We start from the raw sequence: 12,361 nt of genomic DNA, 5'->3' as shown, positions 1-12,361 counted from the left end.
GGCAGTGGCCTGCCGGTGATTGTCGAGCCGGCTCAGGTCATCACCATTTTGCTGGGCGCCGTGCTGCTGAGCTTCAGTGCCACCCTCTATCCGGCGGCCCGCGCTGCGCGGGTGAAACCGGCCGAGGCGCTGCGTTATGAGTAATGCCGTGAATAATGCATCTTCTGTTGTGACTGGTGCCCCCGTAGTTGCGGGTGCCAGCGTTGTTACCGAGGCAAGTGGAGCCCCTGTTATGAATGAAGCCGTATCCCGTGAACCTCTGCTGCGCTGCCAGGCGCTTAATCATGTCTATAAAGAGGGGGAGCTGGAGACTCAGGTGCTCAAGGGGATCGATCTCTGTGTCGCGCCCGGTGAAATGCTGGCGGTGGTGGGGAGCTCGGGCTCCGGCAAGACCACTCTGCTGCATCTGATGGGGGCCCTCGACAACCCCTCCAGTGGCGCCGTGCTGTTCAAGGGGGAGGATATCCACCATTGGGATAGCCGCACCCAGGCCCGTTTTCGCAACCGCGAGCTGGGCTTTGTCTACCAGTTCCACCACCTGCTCTCCGAGTTCAGTGCGCTGGAAAATGCGGCCATGCCGCTGCTGATCGCCGGTGAGTCGGTGGCGGTTGCCACCGAAAAGGCAACCAAGATGCTGGGGCGGGTGGGGCTCTCCCATCGCTTGAATCACCGTCCCTCCGAGCTTTCTGGTGGCGAACGTCAGCGGGTGGCGATCGCCCGAGCGCTGGTCAACGAACCGAGTCTGGTGCTGGCGGATGAGCCCACTGGCAATCTGGATCACGCCAGTGCTACTGCTGTCTACGAACTGCTGTGTGAACTGAACCGTGAGCTGGGCACTGCGTTTGTGGTGGTGACCCACGACCTGAGCTTGGCGGCCAAGCTCCATCGCCGGGTGACCCTGGTGAGCGGCGTGATGGCGGAGGTTGCCTGATGTTCAAACCGCTGCCCCTTTTTCTGGGCCTGCGTTATAGCCGCTCCCGCCGTCGCAACGGGTTTATCGCCTTTATCTCTGCCTCTTCCCTGATCGGTATCGCCCTCGGGGTGATGGCGCTGATCCTGGGCCTCTCCGCCATGAACGGTTTCGAGCGGGAGCTTAAAGATCGGGTGCTCTCGGTCGTGCCGCAAGGTGAGCTGGACGCCGTCGAGCGGCCGCTGCCGGATTGGCCACGTCTGCGCGACTACCTGCTGGCCCAGCCGGGCGTTGAGGCGGCAGCGCCGGTCATTCGCCTCAATGGCCTGCTGGAGCATGGCTCTGCCCTCAAGGGGGTGCAACTGCGCGCCGTGCTGCCCGATCTGGAAGCCAATCTGTCGGATGCCGGCAAATACATGACGGGCCGCGGCCTGCGTGAACTGCAACCGGGTGAACGTGGGGTGATCTTGGGCAAGACCATCGCCGACAAGCTGGGCGTCAAGGTGGGGGACTCGGTCGCCCTGCTGCTGCCGCAAGGGGGCGATCAGGCGGGGATCAAGAATCCCCGGCGCGAAGCCCTGACTGTGGTGGGGCTGCTGGAAATTGGCGGTCAGCTCGACGGCCTGCTCGGCTTTATGCATCTGGCCGATGCGCAAGCGATCACCGGCATGGGCAGCGGCGTGGAGGGCTTTAGCCTGCGGGTGAGCGATGTGCTCAAGGCGCAATCCATCACCGTAGCCGCCGCGCAGCAGTTCCCTCATCACGTCTATATCCGCAGCTGGATGAACAGCCAGGGCTACCTCTATCAGGACATCCAGATGGTGCGTACCGTCATGTATGTGGTGATGCTGATGGTGGTGGCTGTCGCCTGCTTCAACATCGTCTCCACCCTGGTGATGGCGGTGAACGAGAAGCGCAGCGAGATTGCCATCCTGAAAACCATGGGGGCAAGCCCCGGCCAGATCCGGCTCACCTTCGTCATTCAGGGGATGGTCAACGGTGTAGCCGGTGCGCTGCTTGGCGCCCTGCTGGGCGGACTGCTCTCCAGCAAGCTGACCCAGATCCTGAGCGTTGTCGAAAAGCTCATCGGCCATCGCTTCCTCAATCCGGATATCTACTTTATCGACTTCTTGCCGACCGAGTTGCATATGCAGGATCTGCTCATCGTGACGGGCGCCGCCATCCTGATGAGTCTGGTGGCGACCCTCTATCCCGCCTGGCGGGCGAGCGGTCTGGTACCGTCCCGCGAGTTGGGTCACTGATGCGTTGCATCTAATGCGCAATAAATAACGAAGGGCCCGCTGGTGCAAACCGGCGGGCCCTTCTGTTTTCAGGTCGTGTAGACTGGCTTAGTGAGCGTTAAGCTCATCGAGTGGCAGGGAGAAGCTGGCTACGAAGGTGTCGATAAAGTAGCGCATCTCATCGCTCATCCGCGCTGCCAGCATGGCCTCGAGGCGCTTGCGAGCCGGCTCGAACTCCCGGTTGCCCGCGTTGATCTCCTCCAGACACTTGGTATAGGCGCAGAGGGTGTCGGCATCCTTGACCAGTCTGGCCAGCTCGCCATCCTGGGCTGCCGAATCGAGCAGGGGGCGAAAATCTTCGACCAGCTCCGGTGGCAGCATGCCGAGCAAACGCTGTTCGGCGGCCAGCTCTATCTTCTTGTACTCGCGGGCAATTTCGGGGTTGAAGTATTTGACCGGGGTGGGCAGATCGCCGGTCAGCACCTCGCTACTGTCGTGGTAGAGGGCCATCACGGCGGCGCGATCGGCATTCACGCTGCCGCCAAACAGTCGATTTTTGATGATGCCGAGGGCATGGGCCACCATGGCGACCTGCAGGCTGTGTTCGGCGATGTTTTCCGGCTGGATGTTGCGCATCAGGGGCCAGCGGTAGATGAGTTTCATGCGGGCGAGATTGGCGAAAAAGTGGCTGGGTAACATGACGGCCTCAACAAAAGAGAATAAAAAAGGGCAGACCCTAGTCTGCCCTTTTTTTCGTTGCAGGGCAGCGTCTGCCCGCGCATTTCCCGTGTTTAGCGGATATAGCGGCCCGATTCCGCCTCCTGGTTGGTCACAATCATCTGGCCGATAGGAGCCAGACTGATGAGTGCCAGCTTGAGGTGCTGAATACCGAACGGGATACCGATAATGGTTACGAAGCAGGCCAGCGCGGAAGCGATGTGGCCGATGGCCAGCCAGACGCCGATCAGCACGAACCAGAGGATGTTGCCAATCAGCCCCAGAGTGCCGGTGCCGATATCGCTCTGGCCAGTCATGGTCTTGCGATTGACGGCCTGCTTGCCAAACGGGAAGAAGGTAAAGGTGCCGATCACGAAGCAGGCACGTCCCCAGGGGATGCCGACCAGCGAGATAAAGCAGACAAGACCGGCCAGCCACCAGGCCAGGCCCATAAAGACACCTCCCAGTACAAACCAGAGCAGATTGAACAAGAAGCGGAAAAAGGCCATGTGAGTGACTCCAGATCATCAATTTGGTTGCCACCATAACGAGGGAGGGGTAGGGACGCAATGGTTGATTGGTCCAATCGCCATTTGGCTGGTCAAATTGAGTCGCCGCCCGCAACGGTGGGCTGTTTTTCGGAGAAAGATGGGTAATAAAGCGGCGTTCGGATGAAAAAAGGTGAGCAAACGCAAAATTATTGCCATCGGATAGTTGAAGTCGGGCACCTCTCTCCCCATATAAAGGGCAGTTTTGCACGAATTGTGCTTGCACGCCGCTCAATGTGGGGGATGTGTGGCTCGACTCGACCAAAGTGCGCCGCTATAATGCCGCGTCATATTTTCTCATCACAAAGACATATCGTTGTCTTTATAAACAGGAAGACTCCGGGCTTTGCCCAGGGGCAATAAAGGGTCAGCACACAGTGCTGAGTTGAACGAGGTAGAAGAATGCAAGTTTCTGTAGAGACAACCCAGGGTCTGGAACGCCGTCTTACCATCACTGTACCGGCTGCTACCGTAGACGCCGCTGTGCGTAAAGAATTGAATGGCCTGGCCAAAACTCGTCGCATCGACGGTTTCCGTCCTGGCAAGGCTCCGGTTGCCATCATCAAGAAGATGTTCGGCGCCATGGCTCACGCCCGCGTTGCTGATGAAATGATGCAGAGCAACTTCATCAAAGCCATCATCGAAAACAAACTGAGCCCGGCTGGTGCCCCGACCATGGATCCGAAAGAGATCAAAGAAGGTCAGGATTTCGAATTCACCGCCACTTTCGAAGTGTATCCGGAGTTCGAAGTTGCAGGTCTCGAGACCATCAAGGTCGAGAAGCCGGTTGCGACCGTGAAGGACGAAGATCTGGCCAACATGATCGACACCCTGCGCAAGCAGCACGCTACCTGGGCTGATGCCGATGTTGCCGCTGCCAATGGCATGCGTGTGACCATGGACTTCGTCGGTTCCATCGACGGTGAAGAGTTCGACGGCGGCAAAGCTGAAGGCTTCAACCTGGTGCTGGGCGCTGGCCGTATGATCCCGGGCTTCGAAGACGCCATCCTGGGCAAGAAAGCGGGCGACGAGTTCACCATCGAAGTGACCTTCCCGGCTGACTACCACGCTGAAAACCTGAAAGGCAAAGAGGCCAAGTTCGCTTCCAAGCTGATCAAGGTTGAAGAGCAGATCCTGCCTGAGCTGACCGAAGAGTTCGTGAAGCGTTTCGGTATCGAAAGCGGTTCTGTTGAAGAGCTGAAAGCCGAAGTGCGCAAGAACATGGAGCGCGAACTGGCTCAAGCCCTGAAAAACAGCGTAAAAGAGCAGGTTCTGAACGGTCTGGTTGAAGCCAACCAAATCGACCTGCCGAAAGCTGCCGTTGCTCAAGAGATCGACGCACTGCGTCAGCAGGCTCTGCAGCGTTTCGGTGGCTTCCAGGGCGGCAACGCTCCCGAGCTGCCGGCTGAACTGTTCCAGGCTCAAGCCGAGCGTCGTGTACGCGTAGGCCTGCTGCTGGGTGACGTGATCCGCACCAACGAGATCAAGGCTGACGATGCCCGTGTAAACAGCATCATCGAGTCCATGGCGACTGCCTACGAAGATCCGAAGGAAGTGATCGAGTACTACCAGAAGAACGAACAGATGCTGAACGGCGTTCGTAACCTGGCAGTCGAAGATCAAGCCATCGACCTGATCCTGTCCAAAGCGCAAGTGACCGAAAAAGAAGTTGCCTTTGACGAAGTGATCAACAAGTCTGGCGCCGCTGCCTAAGAACATTTGACTTAAGGTCAAGACTGTTAAGTATAATGGCTCGTGTGATCTCCACTCGGGCCATTTTATTTTAGGGACAATGCCTTATGTACAAGAACTATAACGATATGACCGATTCTCCCAGCAATGCGCTGGTCCCCATCGTGGTCGAACAGACTGCCAAGGGTGAACGTTCCTACGATATTTACTCCCGTCTGTTGAAAGAGCGGGTGATCTTCCTGACTGGTCAGGTTGAAGATCACATGGCCAATCTGGTGGTTGCCCAGTTGCTGTTCCTCGAGTCCGAGAATCCGGACAAGGACATCTATATCTACATCAACTCGCCGGGTGGTTCGGTGACTGCGGGCATGTCCATCTATGACACCATGCAGTTCATCAAGCCGGATGTCAGCACCGTCTGCATGGGGCAGGCCTGCTCCATGGGTGCCTTCCTGCTGGCCGGTGGCGCCAAGGGCAAGCGTTTCTGCCTGCCTAACGCCCGCGTGATGATCCACCAGCCGCTGGGTGGCTTCCAGGGTCAGGCATCTGATATCCAGATCCACGCCCAGGAGATCCTGAAGATCAAAAATACCCTGAACGAGCGCCTGGCGTTCCACACCGGTCAGGACATGGCTACTATCGAGCGTGACACCGATCGTGACAACTTCATGTCCGCCGAGCAGGCCGTGGCCTATGGTCTGGTAGACGGTGTCCTGAGCCAGCGTAGCTGAGCAGGGTGTCCCGGTCTGTTGTAAACTCAACAGGCCGATCCATCCTCTATTGATAAAACGAGGTTGCTGAATGACAGAGAAACGCAAGGGTGAGGGTGATAAGCTGCTCTACTGCTCTTTTTGCGGCAAAAGCCAGCATGAAGTGCGCAAGCTGATCGCTGGCCCTTCCGTCTACATATGTGATGAGTGCGTCGAGCTGTGCAACGACATCATCCGCGAAGAGATCCGCGAGATCTCGCCCAAGCGCGATGGTAACGAGCTGCCGACCCCTCATCAGATCCGCGCTCATCTCGATGACTATGTGATCGGGCAGGAGTACGCCAAGAAGGTGTTGGCCGTTGCCGTCTACAACCACTACAAGCGTCTGCGCAACAGCGGCGAAAACAGTGGTGTGGAGCTCGGCAAATCCAACATCCTGCTGATTGGCCCGACCGGTAGCGGCAAGACCCTGCTGGCCGAGACTCTGGCTCGTCTGCTGGATGTGCCGTTCACTATGGCCGATGCGACCACCCTGACCGAAGCCGGTTATGTGGGCGAGGACGTGGAGAACATCATCCAGAAGCTGCTGCAAAAGTGCGACTACGACGTAGAGAAAGCCCAGCGTGGCATCGTCTACATCGACGAGATCGACAAGATCTCCCGCAAGTCGGACAACCCCTCCATCACCCGCGATGTCTCTGGGGAAGGGGTACAGCAGGCACTGCTCAAGCTGATCGAAGGGACCATCGCTTCCGTGCCGCCGCAAGGTGGTCGCAAGCATCCGCAGCAGGAGTTCTTGCAGGTTGATACCTCCAAGATCCTCTTCATCTGTGGCGGTGCCTTTGCTGGTCTGGACAAGGTGATCGAGCAGCGTTCCGTGAAGGGAACCGGTATCGGTTTTGGTGCCGAGGTGAAATCCAAGGATGCCAAGGCCACCCTGAGCGAGACCTTCGCCAAGGTAGAGCCGGAAGATCTGATCAAGTATGGTCTGATCCCCGAGTTCATCGGCCGTCTGCCGGTGGTCGCGACTCTGACCGAGCTGGACGAGTCTGCCCTTATCCAGATCCTGAAAGAACCGAAAAACGCGCTGACCAAACAGTACGCTGCGTTGTTCGATCTGGAAGGGGTTGAACTGGAGTTCCGTGACGACGCACTCAACGCCATTGCCCGCAAGGCGATGGAGCGTAAAACCGGTGCTCGTGGTCTGCGTTCCATCGTGGAAGCCGTGCTGCTGGATACCATGTATGACCTGCCTTCTCTGGAAGGGGTCAGCAAGGTGGTGATCGACGAGACCGTGATCAAAGGGGACTCCGCGCCCTTGATGATTTACGAAAATCCCGAAACTCAGGCTGCTGCATCAGAGTAAATGTCTGATTTTTAATCAAATGGAAGGGGCTTTTTGCCCCTTTCATGCTTTTTACGGTTTCGGCGATTGAATCTCATCTCAGCGCCCCCATATACTCAGCCAAGCGCTTTGCCAACGGTATAACAAGCCGAGAGGACATATATGAACCTAGAGCGTTCAGAACGCATCGAGATTCCCGTCCTGCCTCTTCGTGACGTGGTGGTTTATCCCCACATGGTCATTCCACTCTTTGTGGGGCGGGAAAAATCCATTCGCTGTCTGGAAGCGGCCATGGAGCAGGACAAGAAAGTTCTGCTGGTGGCCCAGAAGGATGCGTCAACCGATGAGCCAACGGTGGAGGAGATCTTCACCGTCGGGACAGTGGCCAATATTCTGCAGATGCTCAAGCTGCCGGACGGCACCGTCAAGGTGCTGGTAGAGGGTGGGCAGCGTGCCCGCCTGGAGCGGATGATCGACGACAAGGATTTCTTTGTCTGCGAGGCCCAGTACATCCCCTCCCAAGCCATTGAGGAGAAGGATCAGGAAGTACTGGTTCGCTCCGCCATCGGCCAGTTTGAAGGTTATATCAAGCTCAACAAGAAGATCCCGCCCGAGGTACTGACCTCGATCTCGGCGATCGACGATGCTGCGCGTCTGGCTGACACCATGGCGGCCCACATGCCGCTCAAGCTGGAAGACAAGCAGAAGGTGCTGGAGATCGTCTCGGTTTCCGAGCGCATCGAATTCCTGATGGCGATGATGGAGTCGGAAATTGACCTGCTGCAGGTCGAGAAGCGCATCCGTACTCGCGTCAAGAAGCAGATGGAAAAGAGCCAGCGCGAGTATTACCTCAACGAGCAGATGAAGGCCATCCAGAAAGAGCTGGGTGAGCTGGAAGATAGCCCGGATGAGTTTGAAGCCCTCAATCGCAAGATTGAAGAGGCTGGCATGCCGGAAGATGCCCGTGAAAAGGCCCAGGCCGAGCTTGCCAAGCTGAAGATGATGTCTCCCATGTCCGCCGAGGCTACCGTGGTGCGCAGCTATGTGGACTGGATGGTACAGGTGCCGTGGAAGGCGCGATCCAAGGTCAAGAAAGACCTTGGCAAGGCGCAAGAGGTGCTGGACGCCGATCACTATGGCCTCGAGAAGGTCAAGGATCGCATCCTCGAATATCTGGCGGTACAGGCACGGGTGAACAAGCTCAAGGGCCCCATCCTCTGTCTGGTTGGGCCTCCCGGTGTGGGCAAGACCTCGCTGGGCCAATCCATCGCCAAGGCGACGGGCCGCAAATATGTGCGGATGGCCCTCGGCGGGGTGCGTGACGAAGCGGAGATCCGCGGTCACCGCCGTACCTATATTGGTTCCATGCCTGGCAAGCTCATCCAGAAGATGGCGAAAGTCGGTGTGAAGAACCCGCTGTTCCTGCTCGACGAGATCGACAAGATGAGCTCGGACATGCGTGGCGATCCCGCATCCGCCTTGCTGGAAGTGCTGGATCCGGAACAGAACAACAGCTTCAACGATCACTATCTGGAAGTGGATTATGACCTGTCGGACGTGATGTTCGTGGCTACCTCCAACTCCATGAACATCCCGGGCCCCTTGCTGGACCGGATGGAAGTGATCCGCCTCTCCGGTTACACCGAAGATGAGAAGCTCAACATTGCCAAGCAGCATCTGGTTGCCAAGCAGATCCAGCGCAACGGCCTGAAAGAGTCCGAGATCACAATCGAAGATTCTGCCCTGGTCGGAGTGATCCGCTACTACACCCGCGAGGCGGGGGTGCGGAGTCTGGAGCGCGAGATCTCCAAGATTTGTCGCAAGGCGGTCAAGCGCATCCTGCTGGACAAGAGCATCAAGCACGTTCAGGTCAATCAGGAGAACCTCAAGGAGTTCCTTGGGGTGCAGCGTTTCGATTACGGCAAGGCCACCGACCAGAACCAGGTGGGTCAGGTGTGTGGTCTGGCGTGGACCGAAGTGGGGGGCGATCTGCTCACCATCGAGACCACCAACATGCCGGGCAAGGGCAAGCTCACTTATACCGGTTCTCTCGGTGATGTGATGCAGGAGTCCATCCAGGCGGCCATGACGGTCGTACGGGCCCGTGCAGAGAAGCTGCGCATCAATGCCGACTTCTACGAGAAGCGCGATATCCACGTGCACGTACCGGAAGGGGCAACCCCGAAAGATGGTCCGAGCGCCGGTATCGCCATGTGTACCGCCCTGGTCTCCAGCTTGACCGGTAATCCGGTTCGTGCTGATGTGGCGATGACAGGGGAGATCACCTTGCGCGGCGAAGTGCTGCCCATCGGTGGTCTCAAGGAGAAGTTGCTGGCAGCCCACCGTGGCGGCATCAAGCGAGTGCTTATTCCGAAAGAGAACGAGCGTGACCTTGAGGAGATCCCGGCAAACGTCAAACAAGACCTTGAAATTTATCCGGTTCGCTGGATTGACGAGGTGCTGGAATTGGCGTTGCAGGACAATCCACAGGGGTTTGAGCGCGTTTCTGTCGTGTAAATGTTGATGCGCCGCAAATTTGGCGCATTCGGCGGGTGGTTAAGGCTTGCATGCGCCCGATAACGGAAGTAGCCTTGACCACCGATCGGGTACTCGTGATGAGTCGCAATGCGTTGTGTGGCGCGGGTTTGCGCCAGATTGTCACTTGCAACTGATCAGGAGGCTTGCTATAAAACCTCCACTTGTTGTGGCCAGGGAAATCAGCGCCGCAGCGGTGTTTGATAAAAGGGGAATATAAGAGTGAATAAATCTCAACTGATTGACAAGATTGCAGACGGTGCCGATATCTCCAAAGCTGCCGCTGGCCGTGCGTTGGATGCCTTCATTGATGCTGTTGGTGAAGCGCTGAAAGAGGGTGACCAGGTTGCTCTGGTTGGTTTCGGTACTTTCGCTGTACGCGAGCGTGCTGCCCGTTCAGGCCGTAACCCGCAGACTGGCGCGACCATCGAAATCGCTGCTGGTAAAGTTCCTGCCTTCAAAGCCGGTAAGGCCCTGAAAGACGCTGTTAACTAAGTCGGTCGCTGATATCCGTCGGCTACCGTCCTTGGTCGCAGACCAGACAAGTTAGAGAGTCTTCTCTCATACTGATTGACCAAGGCGCATCGCAATCGGTGCGCCTTTTTATTGTTTACGCCCATCGAGTTCGGGAGCATAAGTACAAACATGATGTTGGATAAACTACGCGAAGGGGCGCAGGGCAAGGTAGCCAAGGTTATCTTGGGCCTGATCATCCTCTCCTTTGCCTTGGCTGGTGTAGGTAGTTACCTGAACGGCCCGGCCCGTACCGCCCCCGCCACCGTCAATGGCACCGAGATCAGTGCTGCGGCACTGGAAAATGCCTACCGTAACGAGCGCGCCCGCATGGAATCCCAGATGGGAGAGGCATTCAGCCAGCTGGCCGCGAACCCCGATTACATGAAACAGTTCCGTCGCGGCGTGCTGGATCGGCTGATCGATCAGGCGCTGCTGGACAGCAAGGCCCGTGAACTGGGTCTGCGTATCAGTGACGAACAGATCAAGCAAGCCATCGTGGCCATGCCGGAGTTTGCCGAGAATGGCAAGTTCAACAATGACCGCTATCTGCAGCTGATCCGTCGTGCCGGCATGACTCCTGAAATGTTCCGTGACTCCCTGCGTCAGGACATGGTGCGTCAACAGTTGATGAGCGCTCTGCTGGGCACCGAATTCTCCCTCAAGGGGGAAGCGGAGCAGCTCGACAAGCTCTACAACCAGACTCGCGATCTGCGTCTGGTACGTCTGGCTGCCGCCAACTACATGGCTGACGTTCAGGTCTCCGACAACGAGCTGGAGCAGTACTACAAGACCAATGGCGCCCGTTTCATGAACGACGAGCAGGTCAAGGTCGACTATCTGCTGCTGGACGCTGCCAACCTCGCCAAGGATATCAAGGTCACCGAGCAGGATGCCCAGGATTACTACGATCAGCACCAGGATCTGTTCCAGCGTGCCGAGCGTCGCCATGTGGCTCATATCCTTATCCCGTTTGGCAAGGATGAGAAAGCGGCCGAGCAGAAAGCAGAAGCCGTTTTGGCCAAAGCCAAGGCGGGCGATGATTTCGCTGCGCTGGCCAAGGCTGACTCTTCCGATACCTTCTCTGCCAAAAAAGGCGGCGAGCTGGACTGGTTCGAGAAAGGGGTGATGGATCCGGCCTTCGAGAAAGCCGCGTTCGCCCTGAACAAGGCTGGCGATCTTTCCGGCGTGGTGAAGAGCCCGTTCGGTTTCCACATCATCAAGCTGCTGGGGGTTGAAGCAGCCCAGACCAAGCCGTTTGCCGATGTGAAAGAAGAGACCATCACTCGCCTGCAAGCTGACAAGGCCAAGGAGAAGTTCTTCGCCGAGCAGCAGAAGATGGCTGACAACAGCTTCGAAAACCCGGACTCGCTGGATCTGACCGCTGATGCCATGGGGATGAAGGTTCAATCTTCCGATTTCTTCACCCAGGCGACTGCTCCGGCTCCGCTGAATGATCCCAAGGTGCTCTCCGGGGCGTTTTCCGAACAGCTGCGCGATGACAACACCAACTCCGACGTGATCGAGCTGGCTGACGGCAAGGCGCTGGTGCTGCACATCACTGGTCACAAGCCCAAAGCGGTCAAGCCGCTGGCCGAGGTGAAAGAGCAGGTGGTTGCCGCCATCAAGCATGACAAGGCTAGCGAAGTGGCCCGTGGCAAGGCCCAGGGCCTGCTGGACAAGCTGAAAGTCGGTGAGAGCATCACAGCCGATCTGACTGCACTCGGTCTGAAAGTGGAGACCCACAAAGGGGTTGCCCGCTTCGATCGCGAGCTGGATCAGAACCTGATTGCCCAGGCGTTCACGCTGCCCCATCCGATCGACGGCAAGCCGAGCGTGGCTCTGGTTGCCGAGACCAATGGTGACCGCGTTGTGGTTGCGCTGGACAAGGTCAACGTCCCTGCCGCCGCATCCGGCATGGCCGCCATGCTGCAAGCTCAGCTGGGTCAGGGCAAAGCTCAGGTGGATTACAAGTCTCTGATCGACGAGCTGCGCAAAGCGGCCAAGATCGAGTACTTCACCAGTGTGGAAGCGACCGTCGAGTAATCGGCACTGCGCAATCCATTGAAAACGGCTCCTTGATGGAGCCGTTTTTTTATCTGTGGGCAAAAGAGGGGGATACTCAAGTTCTGCTATCTGCTATCTGCTAT

10 protein-coding genes and 1 pseudogene are annotated in these 12,361 nt (G+C 57.6%); 9 read left to right on the top strand and 2 right to left on the bottom strand.

All coding sequences use genetic code 11. The features are described from left to right. The 3 genes and pseudogenes from AACR14_RS03035 to lolE form a co-directional block, all read left to right on the top strand. Nucleotides 1–144: pseudogene (locus tag AACR14_RS03035) on the top strand (lipoprotein-releasing system transmembrane subunit LolC); the annotation flags it as partial. A gap of 88 nt (nucleotides 145–232) precedes the next feature. Next, on the top strand, nucleotides 233–931 hold the full coding sequence (gene lolD, locus AACR14_RS03030; RefSeq protein WP_005336988.1) for a lipoprotein-releasing ABC transporter ATP-binding protein LolD: 699 nt from the start codon (nucleotides 233–235) through the stop codon (nucleotides 929–931). Beyond that, entirely contained in the window at nucleotides 931–2,172 is a 1,242-nt protein-coding gene (lolE, locus tag AACR14_RS03025; protein ID WP_019445067.1) for a lipoprotein-releasing ABC transporter permease subunit LolE, read from the top strand. Before lolD ends, lolE begins: the two co-directional genes overlap by 1 nt. An 87-nt stretch (nucleotides 2,173–2,259) precedes the next feature. Here the strand turns inward: lolE and yfbR are convergent, their stop codons facing one another. Continuing rightward, nucleotides 2,260–2,850, bottom strand: coding sequence for a 5'-deoxynucleotidase (yfbR, locus tag AACR14_RS03020; RefSeq protein WP_019445066.1), 591 nt, complete (start codon nucleotides 2,848–2,850; stop codon nucleotides 2,260–2,262). A gap of 92 nt (nucleotides 2,851–2,942) precedes the next feature. After that, nucleotides 2,943–3,377, bottom strand: a complete 435-nt coding sequence (locus AACR14_RS03015) for a YccF domain-containing protein (RefSeq protein WP_005336982.1) — start codon at nucleotides 3,375–3,377, stop codon at nucleotides 2,943–2,945. Between the two features lie 441 nt (nucleotides 3,378–3,818). Here AACR14_RS03015 and tig point away from each other — a divergent pair, with 441 nt between their 5' ends. The 6 genes from tig (at nucleotide 3,819) to ppiD (ending at nucleotide 12,257) form a co-directional block, all read left to right on the top strand. Then, nucleotides 3,819–5,129: a trigger factor gene (gene tig / locus AACR14_RS03010; RefSeq protein WP_005345092.1), complete on the top strand. Its 1,311-nt coding sequence runs from the start codon at nucleotides 3,819–3,821 to the stop codon at nucleotides 5,127–5,129. An 86-nt stretch (nucleotides 5,130–5,215) separates the two neighbouring features. Further along, nucleotides 5,216–5,839: an ATP-dependent Clp endopeptidase proteolytic subunit ClpP gene (gene clpP, locus AACR14_RS03005; RefSeq protein ID WP_005336979.1), complete on the top strand. Its 624-nt coding sequence runs from the start codon at nucleotides 5,216–5,218 to the stop codon at nucleotides 5,837–5,839. Between the two features lie 70 nt (nucleotides 5,840–5,909). Then, nucleotides 5,910–7,184, top strand: a complete 1,275-nt coding sequence (clpX, locus tag AACR14_RS03000; RefSeq protein WP_005336977.1) for an ATP-dependent protease ATP-binding subunit ClpX — start codon at nucleotides 5,910–5,912, stop codon at nucleotides 7,182–7,184. A gap of 141 nt (nucleotides 7,185–7,325) precedes the next feature. Beyond that, entirely contained in the window at nucleotides 7,326–9,680 is a 2,355-nt protein-coding gene (gene lon / locus AACR14_RS02995) for an endopeptidase La (protein ID WP_005336976.1), read from the top strand. A 240-nt stretch (nucleotides 9,681–9,920) separates the two neighbouring features. Continuing rightward, nucleotides 9,921–10,193, top strand: a complete 273-nt coding sequence (hupB, locus tag AACR14_RS02990; protein WP_005315375.1) for a nucleoid-associated protein HU-beta — start codon at nucleotides 9,921–9,923, stop codon at nucleotides 10,191–10,193. 150 nt (nucleotides 10,194–10,343) lie between these two features. Next, nucleotides 10,344–12,257 carry a peptidylprolyl isomerase gene (gene ppiD, locus AACR14_RS02985; RefSeq protein WP_019445065.1) on the top strand — a complete coding sequence of 638 codons (1,914 nt, stop codon included), beginning with the start codon at nucleotides 10,344–10,346 and terminating at the stop codon, nucleotides 12,255–12,257. Nucleotides 12,258–12,361 lie beyond the last annotated feature (104 nt).

It is taken from the genome of Aeromonas sp. 159, assembly GCF_963862045.1.
GTDB classification, from domain to species: Bacteria; Pseudomonadota; Gammaproteobacteria; order Enterobacterales; family Aeromonadaceae; genus Aeromonas; species Aeromonas veronii.
Note: the sequence above shows the minus strand (reverse complement) of the source record. Positions and strands in the feature narration are given on the sequence as shown.

Coding starts and splice junctions, on each gene's coding strand:
- lolD (WP_005336988.1), top strand. CDS start 233: ATGAATGAAGCCGTATCCCGTGAACCTCTGCTGCGCTGCCAGGCGCTT.
- lolE (WP_019445067.1), top strand. CDS start 931: ATGTTCAAACCGCTGCCCCTTTTTCTGGGCCTGCGTTATAGCCGCTCC.
- yfbR (WP_019445066.1), bottom strand. CDS start 2,850: ATGTTACCCAGCCACTTTTTCGCCAATCTCGCCCGCATGAAACTCATC.
- AACR14_RS03015 (WP_005336982.1), bottom strand. CDS start 3,377: ATGGCCTTTTTCCGCTTCTTGTTCAATCTGCTCTGGTTTGTACTGGGA.
- tig (WP_005345092.1), top strand. CDS start 3,819: ATGCAAGTTTCTGTAGAGACAACCCAGGGTCTGGAACGCCGTCTTACC.
- clpP (WP_005336979.1), top strand. CDS start 5,216: ATGTACAAGAACTATAACGATATGACCGATTCTCCCAGCAATGCGCTG.
- clpX (WP_005336977.1), top strand. CDS start 5,910: ATGACAGAGAAACGCAAGGGTGAGGGTGATAAGCTGCTCTACTGCTCT.
- lon (WP_005336976.1), top strand. CDS start 7,326: ATGAACCTAGAGCGTTCAGAACGCATCGAGATTCCCGTCCTGCCTCTT.
- ppiD (WP_019445065.1), top strand. CDS start 10,344: ATGATGTTGGATAAACTACGCGAAGGGGCGCAGGGCAAGGTAGCCAAG.